This is a genomic window from Variovorax saccharolyticus, from assembly GCF_030316765.1.
Taxonomy (GTDB): domain Bacteria; phylum Pseudomonadota; class Gammaproteobacteria; order Burkholderiales; family Burkholderiaceae_C; genus Variovorax; species Variovorax saccharolyticus.
Map to the genome: position 1 here is coordinate 516093 of NZ_JASZYT010000003.1, position 24715 is coordinate 540807.

The window sequence follows — 24715 nt, forward strand, 5'->3', positions numbered from 1 at the left end:
GCCCGATCTCAGGCACTCAGGAAACGATAGAGATTTCTGAGCATGCCCGCCGTCGCGCCCCACACGTAGCGTTCGTTCGGCCCATCCTGGTAGGGCATCGAGAGCCACTGGCGCGCCTGCTCGTCGTCGCCGACCAGCGCATGGCGGCGGTGGTTGGCGGGGTTCATGAGGAAGGAGAAAGGCACCTCGAAGGCCTCTTCGACCTCGTAGGGATTGAGGCTCAGCGCGAAGCCCGGCCGCACCAGCGCCACCACCGGCGTCACGATGAAGGAGGTGACCGTGGTGTAGGTCGGCAGGCTGCCGAGGATCTCGATGTACTCCGCCGACAGGCCGACTTCTTCCCAGGCCTCGCGCAGCGCGGCGGCGGCGATGTTGGCGTCCTCGGGGTCGACCCGCCCGCCTGGGAAGGCCACCTGCCCCGAATGGTTCTTGAGGTGCGAACTGCGCTCGGTCAGCAGCACCGTCGGCTCGTCGCGCATCACGATCGGCACCAGCACCGCCGCCTGCGCCGGCGCCCGGTCGGTCATGCGCGGCTCACGCCGCAGTTCGGGCGTCCAGGCCGGCGGCGCCGAGAAACGCTCGCGCAGCGCGTCGATGCGCAGGCGCGCCGGGTCGACCGGCGGCAGGCCGCTGTCGACGGCGACCACGGGCACCTTCCGCGGGTCGAAGGACTGCAAGGCCGGCGGCAGCACGGCATTGATGACTTCGACGGGAGAGGCGCGCATGGCCGGCGGTGGAGTGGTCAATGAAGTAACTCGACGAGTAAAACGCAAAAAGCCCGGGCGCGCGGCGCGGGACATCCAACAAATTCACGAACATGGCGCCGTCGTGCGGCACCAATGCAAAAAGCCGCCTGAAGTGGCGGCTTTCTGCACGGCAAGGGCGCGCTGCTTATTGTGCAGCCGCTGCGGACGGGGCCTTGCCCGGCAGCTTTTCCTTGATGCGTGCCGAACGGCCGCTGCGCTCGCGCAGGTAGTACAGCTTGGCGCGGCGGACGTCGCCGCGGCGCTTGACTTCGATCTTGGCGATCAGCGGGCTGTAGGTCTGGAAGGTACGTTCCACGCCTTCGCCGCTGGAGATCTTGCGCACGATGAAGCCGCTGTTGAGGCCGCGGTTGCGCTTGGCGATCACGACGCCTTCGTAGGCTTGCAGACGCTTGCGCGTGCCTTCGACGACGTTCACGCTGACGATGACCGTGTCACCGGGCATGAAATCGGGAATCTGCTTGTTGAGCCGGGCGATTTCTTCCTGCTCGAGAGTCTGGATGAGGTTCATTTTTTCCTGGATTCGATCTTGTCCGCGCTACACAAAAGGCGCCGTTGGGTCGTAGCTTGGTGACCCTTGGGTCACTGCTTAGTGACCCCCTAGGTCACTGCTTGTTCAACCCGGCGCGGCCGGCCAGAGGATCGGGGAGCCAAAGATTATAGCTTTTTTTTGAGCGACTTCTCGTCGATCGCGCTGAGCCGGCCGGCAAGCCTGGCCGCGTCGATCAGATCGGGCCGCCTGTCGCGGGTGATCGCGAGCCGCTGGTCGCGGCGCCAGCGTTCGATCTGCAGATGGTGGCCGGACATCAGAGGCGCCGGCACGCCCTCGCCGCGCCACTGCTCGGGCCGCGTGTAGTGCGGGCAGTCGAGCAGGCCGTCGAGGGCCGGATTGAAGCTGTCCTGGATATGGCTGGCTTCGTCGCCGAGCACGCCGGGCTGCAGGCGCGCCACCGCGTCCAGCAGCGCCATCGCCGGAATCTCGCCGCCCGAGAGCACGAAGTCGCCCAGGCTCAACTGGTGCGTGACGCGGGCCTCGATGAAGCGCTGGTCGATGCCCTCGTAGCGGCCGCAGACCAGCACGGCGCCCTCACCGGCCGCCCACTGCTCGACCGCCTCGTGGCGCAGCGGCTCCCCGATCGGCGAAAACAGCAGCACCGGCGCCGGCGCACCCCGGGCCGCCAGCGCCGCATCGAGACAGGCCGACAGCGGCTCGGCCATCATGACCATGCCGGGGCCGCCGCCGAAAGGCCGGTCGTCCACGCGCCTGTAGTTGCCCTCGGCGTAGTCGCGCGGATTCCACAGCACCACCTCGACCTGCTTCGACTCGTAGGCGCGGCGCGTCACGCCGCTTGCGAGGAAGGGCGCGAACAGTTCGGGAAACAGGGTGATGACGTCGAAGCGCATGGGCGCCGATCGGGCTGCGGGCGGAAGCCGTCCGCTCAGTAGTCGGGCTGCCAGTCGACCGTGATCAGCCGGCCGGCCAGATCGACCTTGTCGACGAAGACCGCGACGAAGGGCACCATGCGCTCGACCGGCTTGCCGTCTTCGATCGCATCGAGCACCAGCGTGGTCTGCGGGCCCGAGGCCAGCAGCTCGCGCACATTGCCGAGCGCCACGCCTTCGCGGTTGACCACCGCGAGGCCGATCAGGTCGACCCAGTAGTACTCGTCATCGCCGGCGGTCGGAAAGCTCGAGCGCGGCACGAACACGCGCGCACCGCGCAGCGCCTCGGCCGCGTTGCGGTCGGGCACGTCCTCGGACGAGGCGACGATGCAGTCGGAATGTTCCTTGGCCTCGCGGATCGCGAGCCGGAACGCACGGCCGCCCGCTGAGCCCGGGGGCTGGAGCAGCCAACGCTTGGAAGAAAAAAGCGCCTCGGGCTCGGCGCTGTGGGGCAGGACCTTGAACCAGCCCTTGATGCCCCAGGCATCGGCGATGCGCCCGACTTCGATCGCATCCGCCGGCAATTCGGCGGCTTCGAGTGAGGGCAGCATCGCCTCGGCTACAGCTTAGGCCGCAGCCTTGGGAGCGGCGGCAGCCGCTTGCTTGATCAGGCGGGTGACCGTGGGCGAGGCTTGGGCGCCGACGCTCTTCCAGTAGGTCAGGCGGTCCTGGGCGATGCGGATGCTTTCCTCGTTTTCCTTGGCGGTCGGGTTGTAGAAACCCAGGCGCTCGATGAAACGGCCATCGCGGCGAACGCGCTTGTCCGACACGACGATGTTGAAGAACGGACGGCCTTTGGAACCGCCGCGGGAGAGTCGAATGACGACCATGATTTATCCTTGGGGTGGTGCAGCAAACCCCAGAAGGCCTGCCCACAGTGTTCTTCCAGCGTCGAGACACGCGACATGGCCACCCGGCCAGCGCACGCTGAAAAGCCCACGATTATAGCCCGCTCTCCCGTTTCTCCAATTCCGGCCTTTGCCGAGCACCCCGAATGACCCAGATTCGCCCCAGCCGCGACGAAGATATCGACGCCATCACCGCCATCTACGCCCACCACGTGCTGCACGGCACCGGCACCTTCGAGACCGAGGCGCCGACCGCTGCCGACATGGCCGCCCGACGGGCCGACGTCCTCGCCAAGAACCTGCCCTACCTGGTGGCCGAGCGCGACGGCGAACTGCTCGGCTTCGCCTATTGCAACTGGTTCAAGCCCCGCCCCGCCTACCGCTTCTCGGCCGAGGATTCGATCTACCTGGCCGACAGCGCCCGCGGCCAGGGCCTGGGCGCCCAGCTGCTGGCGGCGTTGTCGCAGGCCGCCGAAGCGGTGGGCGTGCGCAAGCTGATCGCCGTCATCGGCGACTCGGCCAACGCCGGCTCGATCGGCGTGCATCGCACCCAGGGCTTCAGCCATGTCGGCGTGCTGAAGGACTGCGGCTGGAAGTTCGGCGAATGGCGCGACGTCGTGCTCATGGAGAAAGTGCTCGGCGAAGGCAGCACCACCCGTCCCGAATGAAGAACAAGACCCTGGCCGCGTGGCTGGCCTTCCTGGGCGGCCCGCTGGGGCTGCATTGCTTCTACCTGCGCGGCATCGGAAGCCTGCTCGGCTGGCTGCTGCCGATCCCGACCGCGCTCGGCCTCTACGGCATCGAACGGGTGCGGATGTACGGCGGCGACGACGGCCTGAGCTGGGTGCTGATCCCGATGCTGGGCTTCACCATCGCGGGCTGCGCCCTCACCGCGATCGTCTACGGGCTGATGACGCCGGAGAAGTGGAACGCGCGCTACAACGCCGGCCGTCCGGGCGACAGCGCGGCCGGCAACACCGGCTGGCTCACGATCGGCGCGGTGGTGCTGGCGCTGTTCTTCGGCAGCACGATCCTGATGGCCAGCATCGCCTTCAGCTTCCAGCGCTTCTTCGAACACGAGATCGAAGCCGGCCGGAAGATCTCCCAGTAGCTCAGAAGATCTGCAGCCCGATCCAATAGGCCAGCGCCGCCACGAAGGCCGAGGCCGGGATCGTCAGCACCCAGGCCCAGACGATGTTGCCGGCCACGCCCCAGCGCACCGCGCTGGCGCGCTGCACCGATCCGACGCCCACGATCGCGCCGGTGATGGTATGGGTGGTCGACACCGGGATGCCGAGCGCAGTCGCCAGGAACAGCGTCAGCGCGCCGCCGGTCTCGGCGCAGAAGCCGCCCACGGGCTTCAGCTTGGTGATCTTCTGGCCCATGGTCTTGACGATGCGCCAGCCGCCGAACATGGTGCCGAGCGCGATCGCCGCATAGCAGCTCACGATGGTCCAGGTCGGCGGCGACGAGGCATCGGCCGCCGCATAGCCGGTCGCGATCAGCAGCATCCAGATGATGCCGATGGTCTTCTGCGCGTCGTTGCCGCCATGGCCCAGGCTGTAGGCGCCGGCCGAGACCAGCTGCAGCGTTCGGAACCACCGGTCCACGCGCGACGGCGTCGCGCGCCGGAACACCCAGGCCACCAGGATCATCATGAACGAGCCGAGCAGGAAGCCGAGCAGCGGCGAGACGAAGATGAAGGCCACCGTCTTCCAGATGCCGGCGGCGACCAGCGCGCCCGAGCCGGCCTTGGCGATCACGGCGCCGACGATGCCGCCGATCAGCGCATGCGACGAACTGCTCGGGATGCCGTAGTACCAGGTGACGAGATTCCAGCTGATCGCACCGATCAGCGCCCCGAACACCACGTGCACGTCGACGATGCCCGGCTGCACGATGCCCTTGCCGATGGTCGCCGCCACGCTCAGGTGGAAGACGAAGATCGCGATCAGGTTGAAGAAGGCCGCGAACACCACGGCCTGGCCGGGCTTCAGCACGCCGGTCGACACGACCGTGGCGATCGAGTTCGCCGCGTCGTGGAAGCCATTCATGAAATCGAAGGCGATGGCCAGTACGACCAATCCCACCACCACCCAGAGGGCGACCTGAACCGTTGCCATTCGAAAATCCGAGTCAGGTCAGGAGTTCTCGAGGACGATGCCCTCGATGACGTTGGCGACGTCCTCGCACTTGTCGGTGATGGTCTCGAGCAGCTCGTAGATCGCCTTGAGCTTGATCACCTCACGCACATCGGGCTCCTCGCGGAACAGCTTGCTCATGGCGCTGCGCATCACGCGGTCGGCATCCGACTCGAGCCGGTCGATCTCCTCGCAGGTCTTCAGCGTCGCCTCGGCCGTGGCCGGATCGGCGATCTTCGAGAGGAACTTGACCGCGTCCTTGACCCGCTCGCAGCACTTCACGCTGAGCGTGGTGAGGCGGGTGATCTCCTCGGTCATGTGGCGCACGTCGTACAGCGCCATGGTCTCGGCCGAATCCTGGATCAGGTCGGCGACGTCGTCCATGGTGTTGATCAGCTTGTGGATCTGCTCGCGGTCGATCGGCGTGATGAAGGTCTTGTGGATCAGCCGGTTGACGTCATGCGTGACGCGATCTGCCGCCCGCTCGGCGTTGTCGACATCGCGGTTGTACTGCTCACGCAGGTGCAGGTCGTTGTAATTGGCCACGAGCTGCTCGAACGCGCGCGCCGCTTCGACGATGCGGTCGGCATGCTGATTGAACATCTCGAAAAAATTCCCCTCGCGGGGCAGCAGCTTGCCGAACATGGCGCTCTCCTGGGTTCCTGGCCGCCCCAAGCACATGCCCGTGACGCCATCGTGAAAAACCGCGCAAGTGTAATGGGCGGGCTCGGAACGACTCTCAGAGCCGCTCGATCCGCTGGTCCGCCACCTGCGCCAGTTGAAGGGATGTGACCTGCTCCGGTGCGATTTCCGCCAATGGCAGCAGGACGAAGGCGCGCTCGGCCATCCGCGGATGCGGCAGGCGCAGGCGCGGGGTGTCGAGCACCACATCGCCGTGGCGCAGCAGGTCGAGATCGAGGGTGCGCGGGGCGTTGCGGTACGGGCGCTCGCGGCCGGCACCGGCTTCGAGGCGCTGCAGCTCGGCCAGCAGGGCCTGCGGGTCGAGCCCGGTCTCAAGCTCCACCACCGCGTTGACGAAGTCGGGGCCGCCCGCATCCACCGGCGCGCTGCGGTAGAGCGACGAGCGGGCGCTGACCCGGGTCTGCGGCACGCGATCCAGATCGTCCATGGCCTGGCGCACCGTTTCGCGCGCGTCGCCGAGATTGGCGCCGATCGCGACGAAGGCTCTAGAGCGCATTCATTCCGCCGCAACGCCGCCGGCATCGCCGGCACCGCCGCTGCGCGGCTTGCGGCGGCGGCGGCGCTTGCGCGGCGCGTCCGAGACCTCGGCATCGGGCGGCAGTGCGGCCTCGGCCTCCTCGGACGGGCCGCCTGCGCGGCGCTCGGAGGACGCCGGGGCCGGCGGCCGCGCCGGCACGCGCTGGCGGGTCTTCTTGTGCTGCTCGTCGCGCACCTGGTCCATCAGATCCTGGCGGCGCAGGTCGTCGGCGGTGCTGAACTCCTGCCACCACTCGGCGATCGCCTCGCCGACCTCGCCGACATCGGCGCGCAGGCGCATGAAATCGAAGGCGGCACGGAAACGCGCCTGCTCGACCAGGCTGTGGGGCGTCGAGCCGCTGCGCTTGTCGAAGCGCGGCTGCATCATCCAGATCTCGCGCATGTCGGCCGCCAGCTTGCCGCGGCCCGAGACATCGCCGATGCGGGCATTGAAGACATCGTCGATCGCATCCTGCAGCGCCGGGAACGGCGGCTGCGGCCGCTGGCCGTGCCGGCCCTCGACCCGCTGGGCCCAGCCGTCGCGCACGTCGGCCCACAGCACGCAGGCCAGCAGGAAGCTCGGCGCCACCGGCTTGCCCTCGCCGACGCGGCGGTCGGTGTCCTGCAGCGCGGCCTGGACGAAAGGCGTGTCGGCGCGCTCGACCACGACGTCGAGCAGCGGATAGATGCCGGTCGCGAGCCCGAGCTTGCGCAGCTGCGCGACAGTCGCCACCGCGTGGCCGGTCTGCAGCAGCTTGAGCATCTCGTCGAACAGCCGGCTCTGCGGCACGTCGGCCAAGAGGCGGCTCGACTCGATCAGCGGTGCCGCGGTCTTGGGCTCGAGCTTGAAGCCGAGCGCCGCCAGCTTGGCCGAGAAGCGGATGGCGCGGATGATGCGCACCGGGTCCTCGCGGTAGCGCGTGATCGGGTCGCCGATCATGCGCAGCGTGAGCTTCTTGGCGTCCTTGATGCCGTTGTGATAGTCGACCACGATCTGGCTGGCCGGGTCGTAGTACATCGCGTTGACCGTGAAGTCGCGGCGCGCGGCGTCTTCCTCCTGAGGGCCCCAGACGTTGTCTCGCAGCACCCGGCCGCTGGCATCCACCGCGTGCTTCATGCCGGCCAGCTCGCCCTTGCTGGTGCGCTCGTTGCCGGCCACCTGCTCGGCGCCGGCGTTGTCCATGTAGGCGCGGAAGGTCGAGACCTCGATCACCTCGTGCTCGCGTCCGCGGCCGTACACCACGTGCACGATGCGAAAGCGCCGGCCGATGATGAAGGCGCGGCGGAACAGGCCCTTGACCTGCTCCGGCGTCGCATTGGTGGCGACGTCGAAATCCTTGGGGCGCAGCCCCAGCAGCAGGTCGCGCACCGCGCCGCCCACCACGTAGGCCTCGTAGCCGGCCTGCTGCAAGGTGGTCACCACGTTGCGGGCGCGCTCGTCGACCAGCGCCGGGTCGATGCCGTGGACGGAGGCGTCGACCTCCTGCCGCTTGCCGAAGCGGGCCTTGCCGCCGGGGCCGGCAGCGCCGGACTTGCCGAGGAGTTTGTCGATGAATTTCTTGATCATTGGAAAGTGGGCTTGAGCCCTATTCGTTTTCGAGCATGGACCGGATCAGCGGGATGGTGATCGCGCGCTGGGTCTGCAAGGCATAGCCGTCGAGCTGGGCGAGCAACTCCATCAGGCTGCCGAGGTCGCGGCTGAAGCGGTGCAGCATGTAGTCGAGGACATCGTCAGACAGCATCACGCCGCGGTCGTCGGCCGCCTGGCGCAGCACCGCGCGCCGTTCGGCCTCGCTCAACACCTGCAAGTGGAACACATGGCCCCAGCCCAGCCGGGTGCGCAGGTCCTCGCGCAGCGGCAGGTCGGCCGGCGGCAGGGCGCCGGCCGCGACCACGCCGCGCTGCAGGCTCTGGGCGTTGACGAACCAGTTGAAGGCCGCGTGCTGCTGCACCGCGTTGTAGAGATGGACGTCGTCGAGCAGCACCGCGCCCCAGCGCTCGTCGAACTCGGGCGGGTTGACGGCCGCCGGGTCGAGCCAGCCGACGCTGGCGCCCTGCTCGCGCAGCGCGCCGCGCACCGCCTCCAGCAGGTGTGTCTTGCCGCTGGCGCCCTCGCCCCAGAGGTAGGTCGGCACGGGCGAATGCAAGGTCGGCGTGCGCGCGTCGCCGACCCACAGCTGCAGGTGGCGCAGCGCGGGCTCGTTCGGCCCGGCGAAGAAGCCCGCCAGGGTCGGGCCGCTGGCGATGCCGATGTCGAGCGCGAGCTGTTTCATGCCTTGGCCGCAGGGGGCGGCAGGAATGGCGCGGACGACGCGAAGGATGGATTCATGGAGAAATGGCGCAGGACACGAAGTGGCAAGCGGGGGCAGGGTCGATCAGCGCCCTTAAAATCGTGGCGAATTCTATCGGCCCGCCCAGATTGGTTGCCGGCCTCATTGTCCTCCTCCTTCCGCCCTCCCCCTCTTCAGCCCGGCCCGCCCATGAACTCCAACACCCCCACCCCGCTCAGCTACAAGGACGCCGGCGTCGACATCGATGCCGGCGACGCGCTGGTCGACCGCATCAAGCCGCTGGCGAAAAAGACGATGCGCGAGGGCGTGCTGGCCGGCATCGGCGGCTTCGGAGCCCTGTTCGAGGTGCCCAAGCGCTACAAGGAGCCGGTGCTGGTGAGCGGCACCGACGGCGTCGGCACCAAGCTCAAGCTGGCCTTCGAATGGAACATGCACGACACGGTCGGCATCGATCTGGTGGCCATGAGCGTCAACGACGTGCTGGTGCAGGGCGCCGAGCCGCTGTTCTTCCTCGACTATTTCGCCTGCGGCAAGCTCGACGTCGACACCGCCGCGGCGGTGGTCGGCGGCATCGCCCGCGGCTGCGAGCTCAGCGGCTGCGCCCTGATCGGCGGCGAGACCGCCGAAATGCCCGGCATGTACCCGGCCGGCGAATACGACCTGGCCGGCTTCGCGGTCGGCGCGGTCGAGAAGTCGCTGATCCTCACCGGCAAGGACGTCAAGCCCGGCGACGTGGTGCTCGGCCTGGCCTCGGCCGGGGTGCATTCCAACGGCTTCAGCCTGGTGCGCAAGGTGATCGAGCGCGCCGGCGCCGACCTGCCCGCCACGCTCGACGGCAAGTCCTTCCGCGAGGCCGTGATGGAGCCCACCCACCTCTACGTGAAGCCGGTGCTCGAGGCGCTGGGCAAGCACCCGATCAAGGCGCTGGCCCACATCACCGGCGGCGGCCTGCTCGAGAACATCCCGCGCGTGCTGCCCGAAGGCACGGCCGCCCACCTCCAGAAGGGCAGCTGGCCGCAGACCGAACTCTTCGCCTGGCTGCAGAAGGTGGCCGGCATCGACGACATCGAGATGAACCGGACCTTCAACAACGGCATCGGCATGGTGGTCGTCATCGAGGCCGCCGAAGCCGCGGCCTGCGCGGCCACGCTGCAGGCGGCCGGCGAGACCGTGCACCGGATCGGCGTGATCGCCGAGCGCGGCACCGGCGCCGCAGTGGTCGTCGCCTGAAGCGCCCCCGCCGAGTGAGCGACACCACCGCAGCCTCCTCGCGTTCCGTGGTCACGGCGAGCTACCTGCTCATCGCCGCAGGCTTGCTGCTGATCATGTGGCAGGGCCTGCTGCCGGGCCTGCTGTGCGTCTGCATCGGCTTCCTCGGCACCCGCTGGCTGGTGCGCGCCTTCGATGTCGGCATGCGCCGGCGCCGCAAGATCAGCGCCAACGATCCGGCCTGGAGCGCGGCGCCCGCGCTGTCCCGGGTGGCGGCGGCGACGCTGGTGATGCTGGCGCCGATCGGCCTGCTGATCCTGGGCTTCTCCGAGGCGCGCGAGTTCGTGCTCAATGCGCCCGAGCAGTACAAGGAACTGCTCGACTACATCGCCCGCACCGTGCTCGAACTGCGGCTCAAGCTGCCGCCGGACATCGGCGCCTACCTGCCGGAGGGCTCGGGCGAGGTGCAGCGCATGATCGCCAACTACCTGCGCGGGCAGGCCGGTTCGCTGGCGCTCACCGGCCGCGCCTGGCTCGGCGGGTTGCTGTTCGCGTATGTGGGCCTGATCGTCGGCTCGCTGGCGGCGGTGGCGGTCCACACGCCCTCGCGGCTGCCGCTGGCGCGCGAGCTGCGCGCCCGCATCGTGCTGTTCGGCGAGGCCTTCGGCCAGATCGTGGCGGCGCAGTTCTGGATCGCCGCCTTCAACACCTTCCTGACCGCGCTCTTCCTGTTGTTCCTGCTGCCGATGTGGCAGATGGAGCTGCCCTACACGCCGGCCCTCATCACGCTCACCTTCGTCGCCGGGCTGGTGCCGATCGTCGGCAACCTGATCTGCAACACGGTCATCACGCTGGTCGGGCTGTCGGTGTCGCCGCTCACCGCGCTGGCCTGCCTGGCCTTCCTGATCCTGATCCACAAGGCCGAGTACCTGATCAACGCCAAGGTGGTCGGCAGCCGCACGCAGATGGCGGTGTGGGAGCTGCTGGCCGTGATGTTCATCGCCGAGGCGGTGTTCGGGCCGGCCGGACTGGTGGCGGCGCCGCTGTTCTATGCCTACCTCAAGAAGGAACTGAAGGCGGCGGCCCTGGTCTAGGGCGCGTTCACCCTGGTCGATGTCCGAAAGTGATCGAATCCAGTCCGCTGCGGCGCGGACGAGCAGGCAGGAATCCTGAAAAATAGGGCGCATCATCCACTTCCACCCCGGAGATGCCGCGCATGGCCAGCTGTCTGATAGTGATCGACGTGCAGGAGTCGTTCCGCCACCGCCCCTACTTCGACGAACGCGGCCTGCCGGCCTACCTGGCGGCGCAGAACGCGCTGATCGAGGGCTTCGCTGCCGCCGGCGCGCCGATCGTCCGGGTCTTCCACAGCGACGGGCCCGCCGTCGCGAGCAATTCCTTCGCGCTGGAGTCCGGCCATGTGCGGCCGCTCGAAGGCCTGGCCCCCTTCGAAGCGGCCGCCACCTTCACCAAGCGCCGCCACAGCGCGCTGGTCGGCACCGGCCTGGACGTCTGGCTGACCGAGAACCACATCGACCGCCTGGTGGTCAGCGGCATCCGCACCGAGCAATGCTGCGAAACCACCACCCGCCATGCCTCCGACCTGGGCTGGCAGGTCGACTACGTGACCGAGGCCACGCTGACCTTCGACATGGTGCAGCCCGACGGCCGGCCGCTGTCGGCGGCCGATATCCAGGCGCGCACCGCGACGGTGCTCGACGGCCGCTTCGCCAAGGTGTGCAGCGCCAGCCAGGCGCTCGAGCGGCTCGCGGAATCGCGCCGGTGAGCGCCATGGTCGGAACGCTGCAGGTCGCGATCCTCGCCTTCGACGAGGTCGAGGCGCTCGACCTCGCAGGCCCCTACGAGGTCTTCACGACCGCGTCGCGCATGCACCAGCGCGACGCCGCCGGCGCGCCGCCGCCTTTCGAGGTGCATTGCGTCGCCCGCAGCCGGGAACCGGTGCGCATGCGGGCCGGCCTCCAGGTGCTGCCGGAGCGCAGTTTCGACGACGCCTGCGCGGTCGACCTGCTGATCGTTCCGGGCGGCGTGGTCGACGCCGCGATGGCCTGCAGCGCCACGCTGGACTGGATCGCCCGCACCAGCCGCGAGGCCCGCATCACGGCCTCGGTCTGCACCGGCGCCTTCCTGCTGGCGGCCGGCGGCGTGCTGCCGGCCGGGGCCTCCGTGACCACCCATTGGGAAGACATCGACGACCTGCGCAGCCGCTTTCCGGCCCTGCAGGTCCGCGAAGGCGTGCGCTGGGTCGACCAGGGGCGCATCGTCAGCTCGGCCGGCATCACGGCCGGCATCGACATGAGCCTGCACCTGGTGGCACGGCTGGCCGGCGAGCCGCTGGCGCTGCGCACCGCGCGGCAAATGGACTTCGCATGGACGAGGGTCTAGCGACCGCCGCGGGCGATCCCATCCGGGTCGTCTTCGCGCTGCTGCCGCACAGCCTGGTGCTCGACTGGGCCGGGCCGGCCGAGGCGCTTCGCATCGCCAACCAGCTGCGGATTTCCGCCGGCCTGCCGCCGCGCTTCGAACTGGTGTTCGCAAGCCCGGAGCCGGACTCGACCAGCTCGGTCGGCGTCCGGCTGGCGGGGCTGGCGCCCCTGCCGTCGGACTGGACGGCCCCGGCCTGGGTGGTGCTGGTCGGCCTGCCAGGCGCCACGATCGCGGTCGACAACGCGCCGGCGCGGGCCCTGCTGCACTGGCTGCGCGGCCTGCAGCTCGAAGCCGGACGGCTCGAACTGGTCACGGTGTGCGCCGGCACGCTGCTCGCGGCCCACGCCGGCCTGCTCGCGGGCCGGCGCGCCACCACGCACCACGAGCACCTGGAGGAACTGCAGCAGATCGAACCGGGCTGCGACGTGGTCGCCAACCGGGTCTTCGTGCTCGACGCGCCGCTCTACAGCAGCGCCGGCGTGACCACCGGCATCGACCTGATGCTGCACCGCATCGGCGAGGCCTGCGGCGAAACCCTGGCGGCGCGGGTGGCACAGACGATGGTGGTGGCGATGCGGCGCGGCCCGCAGGACCCCGAACTGTCGCCCTTCCTGGCCTACCGCAACCATCTGCACGCGGCGCTGCACCGGGTGCAGGACGCGGTCAGCGAGAAGCCCCAGGCCGACTGGACCGTGCCGCGCATGGCCGAGGTCGCCCGCACCTCGCCGCGCCACCTGACGCGCCTGTTCGACGAGCACGCCGGCGTCGCGCCGCTGGCCTACCTGCGCCGGCTGCGCCTGGCCACGGCGCAGGTGGCGCTGCAGTCGGGCGCCAACGTGACGCGCGCGGCAGAAATGTCGGGCTTCGGTTCGGACACCCAGCTGCGCCGCGCCTGGCACCAGTTCGGCCTGCCCGGTTCGCCGTCGGCATCGACGACGAGGACGGGCTAGAGATACCCGCAGAAGCGCAGGACGTGGCCGTCGGGTTCCTTGATCGCGAATTCGCGCAGGCCCCAGGGCTGGGAAACCGGCGGCTCGACCACGTGGACGCCGCGCTTCACGTAGGCCGCATGCAGGCCGTCGATGTCCCGGCCGACATGGATCACGATCTCGCCGCGCCACGGATTGGCCTCGCGCTGCCCGCACTGCCAAAGCCGCAGGTAGACCGGATCGCCGTAGCTGCGGTCGCCCTTCCTGACCCGCGCGTAGCTTGGCGGCTCGCCGGCGATGAAATCGAGCTCGAAGCCCAGCACGTCGCAGAAGTAGCGCGCGGCCCGCGCCGCATCGGCCACCGGCAGCACCGGCTGGACGCCGTGGAACTGGTGCAGCGTCCCGAGGTCGGCCAGCGGCGCCTTGACCGGCTCCATCAGAATTCCGCCCGGCGCAGCGCGGCGACGCGCTCGGCGATCGCATCGATGTCGAGCGCGTCCTCGGCGTGCGCGAGGTAGGTCTCGAGATCGCGCACCGCGAGCACCGCATTGCCCTGTTCGGCATGCGCCAGTCCGCGGTCGCGGTGCTCGCCCCAGGCCTCGGGCAGCAGCGCGATCAGCCGGTCCTGCACCGCGATGGCGCGCTGCCAGTCTTCCTGGGCCTGGTGGATCTCCTTCAGGTTGCGCAGCATCCGGCCGATGATCTCGCGCGGCGTCGCCGGCTGCAGATAGAGGCCCAGCGGCACATCGAAGTCGCCGACCAGGCCGTTGCTGCGCTTGTAGGGCTCCAGCCGCTCGCTGAGCTCCTCGCGCGAGAGCGACTTGCCGGTGAAGGGGTCGATCACCACCTGCCCCTTCGGCAGCGTGACCTTGAGCATGAAGTGCCCCGGGAAGCCGACGCCGCGCGCCTGCAGGCCCAGCCCCTGGGCCAGCTCCATCCACAGGACCGCCAGCGAGATCGGGATGCCGCGCCGGGTGCGCAGCACCGCGTTGAGGTAGCTGTTGTCGGGGTCGTAGTAGTCGTTGACGTTGCCGCCGAAGCTCAGGTCGTGAAAGAAGAACTGGTTCAGGGAGCGCAGGCGGTGCAGCGGCGCCGCGTCGGCCGGCAGCCGCCGCTTGAGCCGCGCCAGCAGCTGGTCGACATCGCCCAGCACCTGCTGGACGTCGAGTTCGGGGTATTCGTCCTGGGCCAGGCTGGCGGCTGCCTCGAGCAAGGGAAACTGCTCGTCGCTCTTCACGAGGGATTCGAAGTATTCGAGAGCAGTGGGCGTCGTGAAGCTGAACGTCATGTGGCTTTGTAGAGGAGCGGACGGGGACCGTCAAGGCGGGGCGCAGGGTCAGCGGCGCATGAAGCTGCGAAGCTTGAGGCCGGTCATCGCCAAGACCGCGAAATAGAGCATCGCGCCGCCGGCGACCAGCGCGGCCAGCAAGCCGATGCGCTGCAGGCGCCGGGCCTGCAGGCCGATCCAGTCGAAATGGCGATCGCCCCAGTACAGCAGCGCGCCGAGCACCGCGGTGGCCAGCAGCACCTGGAGCACGAACCGGCCCCAGCCCGGCAGCGGTTGGTAGCTGCCGCGCCGGATCAGGCCGACCAGCAGCCACAGCGCGTTGACCAGGGCCCCGATGCTGATCGTGAGCGTCAGCGCCGCGTGCTGCAGCAGCGGCACCAGGAAGACGTTGAGGATCTGGGTCAGCACCAGCACGCCGACCGCGATCAGCATCGGCGTGCGGGTGTCCTGCTTGGCGTAGTAGCCGGGCGCCAGCACCTTGATCGCCACCAGGCCGACCAGGCCGACGCCGTAGCCCATCAAGGCCTGGCTGGTGCGCTGTACGTGCAGCGCGCTGAACTCCCCGTTGTGGAACAGCACCGCGACCAGCGGCCGCGCGAAGACCAGCAGCGCCAGCGCGCAGGGCACCGCCAGCAGCACCACCAGGCGCAGGCCCCAGTCGAGCATCGCCGAATAGCGCGCGTCGTCCTTGGCGGCGCGGGCGCCGGCCAGCTGCGGCATCAGGACCACGCCGAGCGCAACGCCCAGCATGGCGGTCGGAAACTCCATCAGGCGGTCGGCATTGGTGATCCAGCTGACGCTGCCGGTCGCCAGGTGGGAGGCGATCTGGGTGTTGATGAGCAGAGAGATCTGCGCCACGCTGACCCCGATCAGCGCCGGCAGCATCAAGCGCATCACGCGGCGCGTGGCCGGATCGGTCCAGGCGGCCCGCAGCGCACCGAAACTGGCGCCGATGCGCGGCATCATGCCCAGCCCGCGCAGCGCCGGGACCTGGATCGCCAGTTGCAGCAGGCCGCCCAGCATCACGCCCACGCACTGGGCATAGATCGGCTCGATGCCCAAGCGCCTGAAGAGCGGCGCCCCGAACACGATCGCCGCGATCAGCGCCAGGTTGAGCAGCACCGGCGAGGCCGCCGGCACCGCGAACTTGCGCCAGGTGTTGAGGATGCCGCCAGCCAGCGCCACCAGCGACATGAAGCCGATATAGGGGAACATCCAGCGCGTCATCACCACCGCGGCGTCGAAGCCGTGGGGGTTCTGCTGGAGGCCGCTGGCCATGGCCCAGACCATCAGCGGCGCCCCGATCACCCCGAGCGCGCAAACCACGACCAGGGTCCAGGTCAGGAGCGTCGCCACGTGGTCGACCAGCGCCTTGGCGCCGGCGTCGCCGTCCTCGGTCCGGGTGGCGGCCAGCACCGGCACGAAGGCCTGGCTGAAGGCGCCTTCGCCGAACACGCGCCGGAACAGGTTCGGGATGCGGAAGGCGACGTAGAAGGCGTCGGTCATCGCGCTGACGCCGAACACCGAGGTCATGAGGACGTCGCGGACGAGGCCGGTCACCCTGGAGGCGAGCGTCAGCAGCGAGACGGTGGAGGCGGATTTGAACAGGGACACGGGGCAGAAGTGTAGGCGCCCGCGGGTGCTCTCCCCGGCAGTTTGGGGCGCCCGCCACTTCTCGCCTATAATGGAGGGCTTTGCTGCATCATCCCCAGACACACAAGGAACACTGAATATGGCATCCGCCAAGCCCAAGAAGAAGAACCCGCGCCTCGCGTCGGGCCGTAAACGCGTCCGCCAGGACGTCAAGCTCAACGCCGCGAACACCTCGCTGCGCTCCAAGTACCGCACCGCCGTCAAGAATGTCGAGAAGGCCGTGCTGGCCGGCGACAAGACCAAGGCGACGGAAGCCTTCGCGAAGGCCCAGAGCATCGTCGACACGGTCGCCGACAAGGGCATCTTCCACAAGAACAAGGCCGCCCGCGACAAGAGCCGCCTGTCGGCCAAGGTCAAGGCCCTGGCCCTCGCCCCTGAAAAGGCCGTCGCCGCCTGACGTTTTCAGGCAAACAGCCCGGATCGGTTCGCCGATCCGCCGTTTGATCGGGGTGCGCTGCAGCAAAGTGAAAAACCGCCTTCGGGCGGTTTTTTCATGGGCGTTCGAATCAGGTGGAGGTCTTGGGCAAGGTCGGCGCGTCAGGGACCAGGCAGGCCTCGGCCACCTGCAGGCCGTTGTCCCTGGCGAAATTGACGCAGAAATCCCAGGCCATCGGCTCGGCGTCGCGCAGTTCGCGGTTCACCACCACGCACTTGATGCCGTTGATCACGGTCGGCACGCACCAGGGCGAATAGTTCAGGTGGCTGCCGGGCTGCGGGCCGCCGGGGCGGAACGAGCACATCACGCCCGCCAGACGCTCGGCCCAGTCGCTGGGACGAAAAGTGCGGCCATCCTGGGTGATTCCCTGGATGAAGATTTCTTTGGCGTTTGGAGAGACCATCGGTTGGCGAGAGAAAAGCGCGAGCAGATGCTGCGCCGCACAAGATTCTATCCGGCGGTCCCTCGGGCGACAGGCCTGGGGACATTGGTGTGATGCGCAATCCTCACCGATCGCCGCGTAGCGGACGCCTAGAATCCGCGTTCCCTTTTCCGGAGATCCGCATGAGCGCCACTGCAGCCCCCTCGTCGCCCCACGTCATGAACACCTACGGTCGCCTGCCGATCGCGCTGTCGCACGGCCAGGGTTGCCGAGTCTGGGACACCGAGGGCCGCGCCTACCTGGACGGGCTTGGCGGCATCGCGGTCAATACGCTGGGCCACAACCATCCCGAACTGGTGCCGGCGCTGCAGGACCAGATCGCCAAGCTGATCCACAGCTCCAACTACTACCACGTGCCGGGCCAGGAGCAGCTGGCGACCAAGCTGACCGAGCTGTCGGGCCTGACCAACGCCTTCTTCTGCTGCACCGGCCTGGAGGCCAACGAGGCCGCGCTCAAGCTGGCGCGCAAGTTCGGCCACGACAAGGGCATCGAGCGGCCCGAGATCGTGGTCTACGAGGCCGCTTTCCACGGCCGCAGCATCGCCACGCTGTCGGCCACCGGCAATCCCAAGGTGCAGCAGGGCTTCGGCCCGCTGGTCGAGGGCTTCATCCGCGTGCCGCTGAACGACATCGACGCGCTCAAGAAGGCCACCGAAGGCAATCCGAACGTGGTCGCGGTGTTCTTCGAGACCATCCAGGGCGAGGGTGGCATCCATCCGATGCGCTGGGAATACCTGCGCCAGGTGCGCGAGCTCTGCGACCAGCGCGACTGGCTCATGATGATCGACGAGGTGCAATGCGGCATGGGCCGCACCGGCAAGTGGTTCGCCCACCAGTGGGCGGGCATCAAGCCGGACGTGATGCCGCTGGCCAAGGGCCTGGGTTCGGGCGTGCCGATCGGCGCGGTGGTCGCCGGCCCGCGCGCCGCCAACATCTTCGGCCCGGGCAACCATGGCACCACCTTCGGCGGCAACCCGCTGGCGATGCGCGCCGGCATCGAGACCATCCGGATCATGGAGGAGCACAAGCTGCTCGAGAACGCCGCCAATGTCGGCGCCCATCTCAAGGCGGCGCTGGAGCGCGAGCTCGGCGGCCTGGCCGGCGTGACGGAGATCCGCGGCCAAGGCCTGATGCTGGGCATCGAGCTCGATCGTCCCTGCGGCGTGATCCTGAACCGCGCCTGCGAGGCCGGCCTGCTGCTCAGCGTCACGGCCGACAGCGTGATCCGCCTGGTGCCGCCGCTGATCCTCAGCATCGCCGAAGCCGACGAGATCGTCGCCATCCTGGCGCCGATCGTGAAGGCCTTCCTCGAGGAGCCTCGGAAATGACCTCAGCCATCCGGCACTACCTTCAGTTCTCCGACTTCACGGCCGACGACTACGCGCACCTGTTCGCCCGCGCGGCGCTGATCAAGAAGAAGTTCAAGGCCTACGAGCGGCACCAGCCGCTGGTCGACCGCACGCTGGCGATGATCTTCGAGAAGGCCTCCACGCGCACCCGCGTGAGCTTCGAGGCCGGCATGTACCAGCTCGGCGGCAGCGTGGTGCACCTGACCACCGGCGACAGCCAGCTGGGCCGCGCCGAGCCGATCGAGGACAGCGCCAAGGTGATCAGCCGGATGGTCGACCTGGTCATGATCCGCACCTACGAGCAGACCAAGATCGAGGCCTTCGCGGCCCATTCGCGGGTGCCGGTCATCAACGGCCTCACCAACGAATTCCACCCCTGCCAGATCCTGGCCGACATCTTCACCTTCATCGAGCACCGCGGCTCGATCGCGGGCAAGACCGTGGCCTGGGTCGGCGACGGCAACAACATGGCCAACACCTGGCTGCAGGCCAGCGAGATCCTCGGCTTCAAGGTGCATGTCAGCACGCCGAGCGGCTACGAGGTCGACCAGTCGGTCGCCGGCCTGCGCTCCAATGCCAGCTACCAGGTCTTCAAGGATCCGATGGAAGCCTGCCGCGGCGCCGACCTGGTGACCACCGACGTCTGGACCAGCATGGGCTACGAGGCCGAGAACGAAACCCGCCGCGCCGCCTTCGCCGACTGGTGCGTCGACACCGAGATGATGCGCGCGGCCCACCCCGACGCCCTCTTCATGCACTGCCTGCCGGCGCACCGCGGCGAGGAGGTCGAGGCCGAGGTCATCGACGGCCCGCAATCGGTGGTCTGGGACGAGGCCGAGAACCGGATGCACGTGCAGAAGGCGCTGATGGAATTCCTGCTGCTGGGGCGCCCGGCCTGAGCGGCACGGATCCTTGTTTCCGGGCCTGTTGGAAATAACCGACACCACGGGTCCTCGCATGGCGCTAACTTTGCGCCATGACTTCACGCCTCTGGGACATCTCTCCCCCCATCCATGAGGGCGCGCCGGTCTTCCCCGGCGACACGCCCTACCGGCAGCGCTGGGCCGCGACGATATCGCCGGGCTGCCCGGTCAACGTCAGCGAGATCAGCCTGTCGCCGCACGTCGGCGCGCATGCCGATGCGCCGCTGCACTACGACCCTGCCGGCGCCACCATCGGCGACGTCGATCTGACGCCCTTCCTCGGCCGTTGCCGCGTCATCCACGCGATCGCGCGCGGCCCGCTGGTCGAATGGGAGCACATTGCGCACGCGGTGGCCGACCTGCCGCCGCGGGTGCTGGTGCGCACCTACCAGCGGGCGCCGGTCGAGCGCTGGGACGGCGCCCTCGCGGCTTACGCGCCCGCCACCATCGAGCGCCTCGCCGCCCTCGGCGTCAAGCTGGTCGGCATCGACACCGCCAGCATCGACCCGGCCGACAGCAAGACGCTGGACAGCCATCAGGTGATCCGCCGGCTCGACCTGCGCGTGCTCGAGAACCTCGTGCTCGACGAGGTGCCCGAGGGCGACTACGAACTCATCGCGCTGCCGCTCAAGCTGGTGAGCGCCGATGCCTCCCCCGTGCGCGCCGTGCTGCGCGAGCTTCCCCCAGGAACACCATGACCCTCGACGACTGCAAGCGCCTCGACGCGCAAGATCCGCTGGCCGCCCTGCGCGACCAGTTCCTGCTGCCCGAGGGCGTGATCTACCTGGACGGCAATTCGCTCGGCGTGCTGCCCAAGACCGCGCCGGCGCGCATCGCCGAGGTGGTCGCCAAGGAATGGGGCGAGGGCCTGATCCGCTCCTGGAACAGCGCCGGCTGGTTCGACCTGCCGCAGCGGCTCGGCGACAAGGTCGCACGCCTGATCGGCGCCGCGCCCGGCGAAGTCGTCTGCACCGACAGCACCTCGATCAATCTCTACAAGGTGCTGTTCGCGGCCCTGAGCCAGGTGCTGCAGGTGCTGCCGGCGACGCCGGACGCCGGCCCCAAGCGCCGTGTCGTGCTCAGCGAGCGCAGCAACTTCCCGACCGACCTCTACATCGCCGAATCGATCTGCCGGGAGCGCGGCTTCACGCTGAAGCTGATCGACGCCGACGAGCTGCCGGCGGCCCTCGACGAGCAAGTGGCCGTGCTGATGCTGACCCACGTCAACTACCGCACCGGCGCGATGCACGACATGAAGGCCGTCACCGCCGCCGCCCATGCGGTGGGCGCGCTCACGGTCTGGGACCTCGCCCACAGCGCCGGCGCGGTGCCGGTGGCCCTCAACGAGAGCGAGGCCGACTTCGCGATCGGCTGCGGCTACAAGTACCTCAACGGCGGCCCCGGCGCACCGGCCTTCGTGTGGGTCCACACGCGCCACGCCGGCCAGTTCGCACAGCCGCTCTCGGGCTGGTGGGGCCATGCGGCACCGTTCGAATTCACGCCGCACTACCGCCCGGCGCCGGGGGTGGCGCGCTATCTGTGCGGCACGCAGCCGATCATCGCGCTGGCCGGCCTCGAGTGCGGGATCGACACCGTGCTGGCCGCCGAAGCCTTCGACGGCGGACAAGGACAGATGGCCGCCCTGCGCAGCAAGTCGCTGGCCCTGACCGATGCCTTCATCGTGCTGGTCGAGCAGCGCTGCGCCGGCCGCTTCACGCTGGTGACGCCGCGCGCCCACGCCCAGCGCGGCTCGCAGGTGTGCCTGGCGCTGCGCGACGGCGGTGCGGGTGCCTACGCGATCGTGCAGGCGCTGATCGCCCGCGGCGTGATCGGCGACTTCCGCGCCGGCGACGCGCAGGTGCCGGACATCCTGCGCTTCGGCTTCACGCCGCTCTACCTCGGCTTCGAGGATGTATGGAACGCGGTCGAGCACCTGGGGCAGGTGCGCGACCGCGAGGAATGGAAACGGCCCGAGTTCAACCAGAAGCTCGCAGTCACCTGAGAAAGACCTTCATGAGTACAGAAAACATCGTTCACGAGGAAAAGGCGCAGCTCGATTTCAGCGCCTCGATGAGCTACACCGACTACCTGAGCCTCGACCAGATCCTGACCGCGCAGCATCCGCGCTCGCCGGCGCACGACGAGCTGCTCTTCATCGTCCAGCACCAGACCAGCGAGCTCTGGATGAAGCTGATGCTGCACGAGCTGCGCGCCGCGATCCGCGCCATCGCCGACGACGACCTGTCCATCGCCTTCAAGATGCTGGCGCGGGTGTCGCGCATCATGGAGCAGCTGGTGCATGCCTGGGACGTGCTGGCCACCATGACGCCGCCCGAGTACAGCGCCATGCGGCCCTACCTGGGCGCATCCAGCGGCTTCCAGAGCTGGCAGTACCGCTGCATCGAATTCGCGCTGGGCAACAAGAACGCCGCGATGCTCAAGCCCCATTCGCATCGCCCCGACCTGCTGGCCGAGGTCGACGCGGCATGGCGGGCGCCCTCGCTCTACGACGAAGCGCTGCGGCTGCTGGCGCGACGCGGCCTGGCGGTTCCCGCCGACCACCTCGAGCGCGACTGGTCCAAGCCCTACGAGGCGAGTGACGGCGTCGAGCAGGCCTGGCTGGTGGCCTACCGCGAACCGAAGAAATACTGGGAGCTCTACCAGCTCGGCGAGGAACTCACCGACCTCGAGGACGCCTTCCGCCTCTGGCGCTTCCGCCACGTGACCACGGTCGAGCGCGTGATCGGCTTCAAGCGTGGCACCGGAGGCACCGGCGGCGTAAGCTATCTGCGCAAGATGCTCGACGTGGTGCTGTTCCCTGAAATCTGGAAGCTTCGGACCGATCTCTAGGCCGCCCGCACCGATCCGCTTCGCGTCACAACAATGAGGAGACGAGGATGCACAACGACTACTTCGGCGATGAGGAACTCGCGCAGCTGCGCTCGCACGGCATCGTGCTGTTCGCACGGCGCGTGATCTTCGAGGCCCAGCCGCCGATGGCTGAGTCGCAGATCGCGGCGCTGCAGGCGCTGTGCGCCGGACCGCTGCCGCCGGAGCTGCTGGCGCTCTGGCGCCAGAGTGCCGGAGGCCGCATCGACTACGACCTCCACCTGCACATGAACGGCAACGAGGAGTCGGTGGTCTGGAGCGACCTTTTCTGGAGCGGCAGCGAAGGTCCCCAGGACCTGCAGGGCTGGGTCGACCACGAGCGCGAAGCCGCCCAGGAAGCGGCCGCGCAGAGCGGGGAGCCCTGGGACGGCAAGCTCACGCTGCTGCCCTTCGGCGGCTTCGAGGACAGCGACCGCATCTACGCCGTGGTCGAGCCCGGCCCCGACTACGGCCATGTGCTGGCCTGGAAGCAGGGCCTGCCGCCGCCGTGGCCGCACGAGATGCACGAAGACGGCATGACCACCGTCGCCCACGACCTGTGCGCGGCCTTCGAGGCGCTGCAACTCGACGAAGACCCGCTGGCGCCGGCGGGCGACTACTTCACCGGCCAGGCGCTGCTCGAATACCTCGACCAGCGGCACCAGGAGCACGGCCTCTCGCTCGAGCTGATGGACCGGCTGATCGCCTTCTACCGCGGCGCCATGGTCGACTGGCGCTCCCCGCTGGCCGCCGGCACGCTGGGCCAGGACGCTCCGCTTGCGCGGGTCGCGCTGCGCCACGCGATCGCGACCGACGACGCCGAACAGGTCGCCCGGCTCGCGGCCGCCGGGATCGCGCTCGACGGACCGCTGCTGGGCAGCGCGATCGCCACCGACCTGGCCCTGAGCCATGGCGCCCACCACGCCGCCGAAGCCCTGGTGCGGGCCGGCGCGCCGGTGGCGCACGACGCGCTCGACTACATCGACAGCGCGGTCTCCCCCGAACTGGTCGGCCTGCTGCTGGAGCGCGGCGCCGAGCCCAGCGCCACCGCCGTCGCCGAATGCGTGGCCTGCGGTGCGCCGGCCGCCGCGAGGCTGATCGCCGGCGCCTACGCACAGTCCCGCGACGACCTGCCCGGCGCCTATGCGGCGGCCCGGGACGGCATGCTGGCCGAACTCGAGGCCGCGCTGGTCGAGGTGCATGCCGGCCGCCTCACGCACTACCTGGGTCCGGCGGGGCTCACCAAGCGCATCGATCACCTGCAGAGCTTCGAGCTCTAGCCCGCGCCGATCTAACCCGCGTAGAGCCAGGGCACGTCGAGCAGCCGCGCGCCCAGCAGGCGCAGGGCCGTATCCCGGCCCATACGCAGCAGTCCGGTAGCATGGAAGATCTCGCCGTTGCGCCGGGCACGTTGCTGGACCAGGGCATTGCGCTGCCAGCGTGCCTCGGCATAGCGCGCGAAGGCTGCCGGCACTGACGCCGCATCGCCGCCATCCAGGGCTTCCGCCAGCGCCACTGCGTCCTCGATCGCCATGCCCGCCCCTTGCGCCAGATAGGGCAGCATCGGATGCGCGGCGTCGCCGGCCAGCGCGATGCGCTCGCCCGCCATCTGCGATGCACCGGTGAGCGGCGGCCGATCGTTGAGGGTCCAGGCGCGCCAGCCCGGCACCGCCTCGAGCAGCGCCTGCAGGCCGGTGCCGGTGCGGCCGGTGGCGGCCTGCAGGGCCGCCAGGCTGGAGCCCTGGTCCCAGTCGCGCGCATCGCCGGCCGGCGCCGACTCGGCCAGCACCACCACGTTGAGCGCTTCGCCGCGGCGCACCGGATAGGCCACCGCATGCAGCCGCGGGCCGAGCCAGACCGTGACCTGCGTGCTGCGCAGCGACGCCGGCAGCGCCGCCTGCTCGACCAGAGCGCGCCAGGCGGTGTGGCCAGTGGCACGCGGCGGCGAATCCTGGACCAGGTACGGCCGCACCGTGCTCCAGAGGCCGTCGGCGCCGACCAGCGCGTCGCCCTCCCAGGCGCGGCTCTCGGTGCTCGACACGCAGACCGCATGGTCGCGCGCGACCACGCCGGTGACACGGGCGGCGGTCGTCAGCGTGACGGCACCCGTGCCGCGCACCGCCGCCAGCAGCACGCCGTGCAGGTCGGCGCGATGGACGCAGAAGTAAGGCGCCGCGTAGCTGTGCAGCATCGCGTTGCCGAGCGGCAGGCGGGCGATCTCGCGATCATGGATGGCGCTGCGCACCACCAGCGCGTCGGGCCGCGCGGCGATCCGGCCCAGCGCCTCCCAGACGCCGAGCGACTGCAGCCGGCGCGTGACATTGGGCCCCAGCTGGATGCCGGCGCCGACTTCGCTGAAAGCCACCGCCTGCTCGAGCAGGTCGACGCGGTGGCGTCTGCGGGCCAGCGCCAGCGCACTCGCGAGGCCCGCGATTCCGCCGCCCGCGATCAGGACATGAGCCGCCATC

General features: G+C 69.3%; 29 protein-coding genes. 14 read left to right on the plus strand and 15 right to left on the minus strand.

Annotation, left to right across the window (positions count from 1 at the left end; translation table 11 throughout):
* Positions 1-8 precede the first annotated feature (8 nt).
* The 5 genes from QTI45_RS13030 to rpsP form a co-directional block, all read right to left on the minus strand.
* Positions 9-725, minus strand: a complete 717-nt coding sequence (locus tag QTI45_RS13030) for a CoA pyrophosphatase (protein ID WP_286654728.1) — start codon at positions 723-725, stop codon at positions 9-11.
* A gap of 166 nt (positions 726-891) precedes the next feature.
* Positions 892-1275 (minus strand): 50S ribosomal protein L19, encoded by a 384-nt coding sequence (rplS, locus tag QTI45_RS13035; protein WP_286368449.1) that lies wholly within the window; start codon positions 1273-1275, stop codon positions 892-894.
* 146 nt (positions 1276-1421) lie between these two features.
* Positions 1422-2168, minus strand: a complete 747-nt coding sequence (gene trmD / locus QTI45_RS13040; protein WP_286654669.1) for a tRNA (guanosine(37)-N1)-methyltransferase TrmD — start codon at positions 2166-2168, stop codon at positions 1422-1424.
* Positions 2169-2203: 35 nt separating this feature from the next.
* Entirely contained in the window at positions 2204-2758 is a 555-nt protein-coding gene (gene rimM, locus QTI45_RS13045; protein WP_286368447.1) for a ribosome maturation factor RimM, read from the minus strand.
* Between the two features lie 15 nt (positions 2759-2773).
* A complete protein-coding gene (gene rpsP, locus QTI45_RS13050) occupies positions 2774-3037 on the minus strand; it encodes a 30S ribosomal protein S16 (RefSeq protein ID WP_028248676.1) in 264 nt (87 codons plus the stop codon).
* A gap of 164 nt (positions 3038-3201) precedes the next feature.
* Between rpsP and QTI45_RS13055 the strand changes: the two genes are divergently transcribed.
* Positions 3202-3723 (plus strand): GNAT family N-acetyltransferase, encoded by a 522-nt coding sequence (locus QTI45_RS13055; protein WP_286368446.1) that lies wholly within the window; start codon positions 3202-3204, stop codon positions 3721-3723.
* Complete coding sequence (locus QTI45_RS13060; protein WP_286368445.1) at positions 3720-4166, plus strand: TM2 domain-containing protein; 447 nt, start codon at positions 3720-3722, stop codon at positions 4164-4166. The genes QTI45_RS13055 and QTI45_RS13060 overlap by 4 nt, the downstream gene beginning before the upstream one ends.
* A gap of 1 nt (position 4167) precedes the next feature.
* Here the strand turns inward: QTI45_RS13060 and QTI45_RS13065 are convergent, their stop codons facing one another.
* The 5 genes from QTI45_RS13065 to hda all read right to left on the minus strand — a co-directional run bounded on the left by QTI45_RS13065 (position 4168) and on the right by hda (position 8687).
* The gene (locus QTI45_RS13065) at positions 4168-5178 is read right to left on the minus strand and encodes an inorganic phosphate transporter (protein ID WP_286368444.1); all 1011 of its coding nucleotides are present in this window, start codon (positions 5176-5178) and stop codon (positions 4168-4170) included.
* 18 nt (positions 5179-5196) lie between these two features.
* On the minus strand, positions 5197-5841 hold the full coding sequence (locus tag QTI45_RS13070) for a DUF47 domain-containing protein (RefSeq protein ID WP_286368443.1): 645 nt from the start codon (positions 5839-5841) through the stop codon (positions 5197-5199).
* Positions 5842-5935: 94 nt separating this feature from the next.
* On the minus strand, positions 5936-6394 hold the full coding sequence (gene folK / locus QTI45_RS13075) for a 2-amino-4-hydroxy-6-hydroxymethyldihydropteridine diphosphokinase (protein ID WP_286654670.1): 459 nt from the start codon (positions 6392-6394) through the stop codon (positions 5936-5938).
* Positions 6395-7981, minus strand: coding sequence for a polynucleotide adenylyltransferase PcnB (gene pcnB, locus QTI45_RS13080; protein ID WP_286368441.1), 1587 nt, complete (start codon positions 7979-7981; stop codon positions 6395-6397).
* 19 nt (positions 7982-8000) lie between these two features.
* A complete protein-coding gene (gene hda, locus QTI45_RS13085) occupies positions 8001-8687 on the minus strand; it encodes a DnaA regulatory inactivator Hda (RefSeq protein ID WP_286368440.1) in 687 nt (228 codons plus the stop codon).
* Positions 8688-8894: 207 nt separating this feature from the next.
* On the opposite strand from hda, the gene purM reads away from it, so the two are divergent.
* From purM to QTI45_RS13110, 5 genes are all read left to right on the plus strand, one after another.
* Positions 8895-9935 carry a phosphoribosylformylglycinamidine cyclo-ligase gene (gene purM, locus QTI45_RS13090; protein WP_286654671.1) on the plus strand — a complete coding sequence of 347 codons (1041 nt, stop codon included), beginning with the start codon at positions 8895-8897 and terminating at the stop codon, positions 9933-9935.
* A gap of 14 nt (positions 9936-9949) precedes the next feature.
* Entirely contained in the window at positions 9950-11008 is a 1059-nt protein-coding gene (locus QTI45_RS13095; protein WP_286654672.1) for an AI-2E family transporter, read from the plus strand.
* 122 nt (positions 11009-11130) lie between these two features.
* Positions 11131-11700 carry an isochorismatase family protein gene (locus QTI45_RS13100; protein WP_286368437.1) on the plus strand — a complete coding sequence of 190 codons (570 nt, stop codon included), beginning with the start codon at positions 11131-11133 and terminating at the stop codon, positions 11698-11700.
* 5 nt (positions 11701-11705) lie between these two features.
* Positions 11706-12317, plus strand: coding sequence for a DJ-1/PfpI family protein (locus QTI45_RS13105; RefSeq protein ID WP_286654729.1), 612 nt, complete (start codon positions 11706-11708; stop codon positions 12315-12317).
* Positions 12302-13309, plus strand: a complete 1008-nt coding sequence (locus QTI45_RS13110) for a GlxA family transcriptional regulator (protein WP_286654673.1) — start codon at positions 12302-12304, stop codon at positions 13307-13309. The genes QTI45_RS13105 and QTI45_RS13110 overlap by 16 nt, the downstream gene beginning before the upstream one ends.
* Here the strand turns inward: QTI45_RS13110 and QTI45_RS13115 are convergent.
* The 3 genes from QTI45_RS13115 to murJ are packed head-to-tail and all read right to left on the minus strand — an operon-like array spanning position 13306 to position 16190.
* Complete coding sequence (locus QTI45_RS13115) at positions 13306-13725, minus strand: bleomycin resistance protein (protein WP_286654674.1); 420 nt, start codon at positions 13723-13725, stop codon at positions 13306-13308. The genes QTI45_RS13110 and QTI45_RS13115 overlap by 4 nt on opposite strands.
* Positions 13725-14576, minus strand: coding sequence for a SirB1 family protein (locus tag QTI45_RS13120; RefSeq protein ID WP_286368434.1), 852 nt, complete (start codon positions 14574-14576; stop codon positions 13725-13727). The genes QTI45_RS13115 and QTI45_RS13120 overlap by 1 nt, the downstream gene beginning before the upstream one ends.
* Before the next feature lie 48 nt (positions 14577-14624).
* Complete coding sequence (gene murJ, locus QTI45_RS13125; RefSeq protein WP_286654675.1) at positions 14625-16190, minus strand: murein biosynthesis integral membrane protein MurJ; 1566 nt, start codon at positions 16188-16190, stop codon at positions 14625-14627.
* Positions 16191-16308: 118 nt separating this feature from the next.
* Here murJ and rpsT point away from each other — a divergent pair, with 118 nt between their 5' ends.
* Entirely contained in the window at positions 16309-16626 is a 318-nt protein-coding gene (gene rpsT, locus QTI45_RS13130; RefSeq protein ID WP_286368432.1) for a 30S ribosomal protein S20, read from the plus strand.
* Between the two features lie 109 nt (positions 16627-16735).
* On the opposite strand, the gene QTI45_RS13135 is transcribed toward rpsT, so the two are convergent.
* Complete coding sequence (locus QTI45_RS13135; RefSeq protein WP_286654676.1) at positions 16736-17068, minus strand: DUF3579 domain-containing protein; 333 nt, start codon at positions 17066-17068, stop codon at positions 16736-16738.
* 161 nt (positions 17069-17229) lie between these two features.
* Between QTI45_RS13135 and QTI45_RS13140 the strand changes: the two genes are divergently transcribed.
* The 6 genes from QTI45_RS13140 (at position 17230) to QTI45_RS13165 (ending at position 23527) form a co-directional block, all read left to right on the plus strand.
* Positions 17230-18435, plus strand: a complete 1206-nt coding sequence (locus tag QTI45_RS13140; RefSeq protein WP_286654677.1) for an aspartate aminotransferase family protein — start codon at positions 17230-17232, stop codon at positions 18433-18435.
* Positions 18432-19355 carry an ornithine carbamoyltransferase gene (argF, locus tag QTI45_RS13145; protein ID WP_286368429.1) on the plus strand — a complete coding sequence of 308 codons (924 nt, stop codon included), beginning with the start codon at positions 18432-18434 and terminating at the stop codon, positions 19353-19355. Before QTI45_RS13140 ends, argF begins: the two co-directional genes overlap by 4 nt.
* 77 nt (positions 19356-19432) lie before the next feature.
* A complete protein-coding gene (gene kynB / locus QTI45_RS13150; RefSeq protein WP_286654678.1) occupies positions 19433-20077 on the plus strand; it encodes an arylformamidase in 645 nt (214 codons plus the stop codon).
* Complete coding sequence (gene kynU, locus QTI45_RS13155; RefSeq protein WP_286654679.1) at positions 20074-21381, plus strand: kynureninase; 1308 nt, start codon at positions 20074-20076, stop codon at positions 21379-21381. Before kynB ends, kynU begins: the two co-directional genes overlap by 4 nt.
* 11 nt (positions 21382-21392) lie before the next feature.
* Positions 21393-22229: a tryptophan 2,3-dioxygenase gene (gene kynA, locus QTI45_RS13160; RefSeq protein ID WP_286368426.1), complete on the plus strand. Its 837-nt coding sequence runs from the start codon at positions 21393-21395 to the stop codon at positions 22227-22229.
* A gap of 47 nt (positions 22230-22276) precedes the next feature.
* Entirely contained in the window at positions 22277-23527 is a 1251-nt protein-coding gene (locus tag QTI45_RS13165; RefSeq protein ID WP_286654680.1) for an SMI1/KNR4 family protein, read from the plus strand.
* A gap of 11 nt (positions 23528-23538) precedes the next feature.
* Here QTI45_RS13165 and QTI45_RS13170 read toward each other — a convergent pair whose 3' ends face one another.
* The gene (locus tag QTI45_RS13170; protein ID WP_286654681.1) at positions 23539-24714 is read right to left on the minus strand and encodes an FAD-dependent monooxygenase; all 1176 of its coding nucleotides are present in this window, start codon (positions 24712-24714) and stop codon (positions 23539-23541) included.
* Position 24715 lies beyond the last annotated feature (1 nt).

Excerpts from the sequence above, each read along its gene's own strand:
- rimM (WP_286368447.1), bottom strand. The coding sequence starts at position 2,758 with ATGCTGCCCTCACTCGAAGCCGCCGAATTGCCGGCGGATGCGATCGAA.
- purM (WP_286654671.1), top strand. The coding sequence starts at position 8,895 with ATGAACTCCAACACCCCCACCCCGCTCAGCTACAAGGACGCCGGCGTC.
- QTI45_RS13170 (WP_286654681.1), bottom strand. The coding sequence starts at position 24,714 with ATGGCGGCTCATGTCCTGATCGCGGGCGGCGGAATCGCGGGCCTCGCG.
- QTI45_RS13065 (WP_286368444.1), bottom strand. The coding sequence starts at position 5,178 with ATGGCAACGGTTCAGGTCGCCCTCTGGGTGGTGGTGGGATTGGTCGTA.
- kynU (WP_286654679.1), top strand. The coding sequence starts at position 20,074 with ATGACCCTCGACGACTGCAAGCGCCTCGACGCGCAAGATCCGCTGGCC.
- pcnB (WP_286368441.1), bottom strand. The coding sequence starts at position 7,981 with ATGATCAAGAAATTCATCGACAAACTCCTCGGCAAGTCCGGCGCTGCC.
- rplS (WP_286368449.1), bottom strand. The coding sequence starts at position 1,275 with ATGAACCTCATCCAGACTCTCGAGCAGGAAGAAATCGCCCGGCTCAAC.
- QTI45_RS13055 (WP_286368446.1), top strand. The coding sequence starts at position 3,202 with ATGACCCAGATTCGCCCCAGCCGCGACGAAGATATCGACGCCATCACC.
- kynB (WP_286654678.1), top strand. The coding sequence starts at position 19,433 with ATGACTTCACGCCTCTGGGACATCTCTCCCCCCATCCATGAGGGCGCG.
- kynA (WP_286368426.1), top strand. The coding sequence starts at position 21,393 with ATGAGTACAGAAAACATCGTTCACGAGGAAAAGGCGCAGCTCGATTTC.
- QTI45_RS13140 (WP_286654677.1), top strand. The coding sequence starts at position 17,230 with ATGAGCGCCACTGCAGCCCCCTCGTCGCCCCACGTCATGAACACCTAC.
- QTI45_RS13135 (WP_286654676.1), bottom strand. The coding sequence starts at position 17,068 with ATGGTCTCTCCAAACGCCAAAGAAATCTTCATCCAGGGAATCACCCAG.
- QTI45_RS13070 (WP_286368443.1), bottom strand. The coding sequence starts at position 5,841 with ATGTTCGGCAAGCTGCTGCCCCGCGAGGGGAATTTTTTCGAGATGTTC.
- QTI45_RS13105 (WP_286654729.1), top strand. The coding sequence starts at position 11,706 with ATGGTCGGAACGCTGCAGGTCGCGATCCTCGCCTTCGACGAGGTCGAG.
- folK (WP_286654670.1), bottom strand. The coding sequence starts at position 6,394 with ATGCGCTCTAGAGCCTTCGTCGCGATCGGCGCCAATCTCGGCGACGCG.
- QTI45_RS13060 (WP_286368445.1), top strand. The coding sequence starts at position 3,720 with ATGAAGAACAAGACCCTGGCCGCGTGGCTGGCCTTCCTGGGCGGCCCG.
- QTI45_RS13030 (WP_286654728.1), bottom strand. The coding sequence starts at position 725 with ATGCGCGCCTCTCCCGTCGAAGTCATCAATGCCGTGCTGCCGCCGGCC.
- QTI45_RS13100 (WP_286368437.1), top strand. The coding sequence starts at position 11,131 with ATGGCCAGCTGTCTGATAGTGATCGACGTGCAGGAGTCGTTCCGCCAC.
- hda (WP_286368440.1), bottom strand. The coding sequence starts at position 8,687 with ATGAAACAGCTCGCGCTCGACATCGGCATCGCCAGCGGCCCGACCCTG.
- rpsT (WP_286368432.1), top strand. The coding sequence starts at position 16,309 with ATGGCATCCGCCAAGCCCAAGAAGAAGAACCCGCGCCTCGCGTCGGGC.
- QTI45_RS13110 (WP_286654673.1), top strand. The coding sequence starts at position 12,302 with ATGGACGAGGGTCTAGCGACCGCCGCGGGCGATCCCATCCGGGTCGTC.
- argF (WP_286368429.1), top strand. The coding sequence starts at position 18,432 with ATGACCTCAGCCATCCGGCACTACCTTCAGTTCTCCGACTTCACGGCC.
- QTI45_RS13115 (WP_286654674.1), bottom strand. The coding sequence starts at position 13,725 with ATGGAGCCGGTCAAGGCGCCGCTGGCCGACCTCGGGACGCTGCACCAG.
- QTI45_RS13120 (WP_286368434.1), bottom strand. The coding sequence starts at position 14,576 with ATGACGTTCAGCTTCACGACGCCCACTGCTCTCGAATACTTCGAATCC.
- rpsP (WP_028248676.1), bottom strand. The coding sequence starts at position 3,037 with ATGGTCGTCATTCGACTCTCCCGCGGCGGTTCCAAAGGCCGTCCGTTC.
- trmD (WP_286654669.1), bottom strand. The coding sequence starts at position 2,168 with ATGCGCTTCGACGTCATCACCCTGTTTCCCGAACTGTTCGCGCCCTTC.
- QTI45_RS13165 (WP_286654680.1), top strand. The coding sequence starts at position 22,277 with ATGCACAACGACTACTTCGGCGATGAGGAACTCGCGCAGCTGCGCTCG.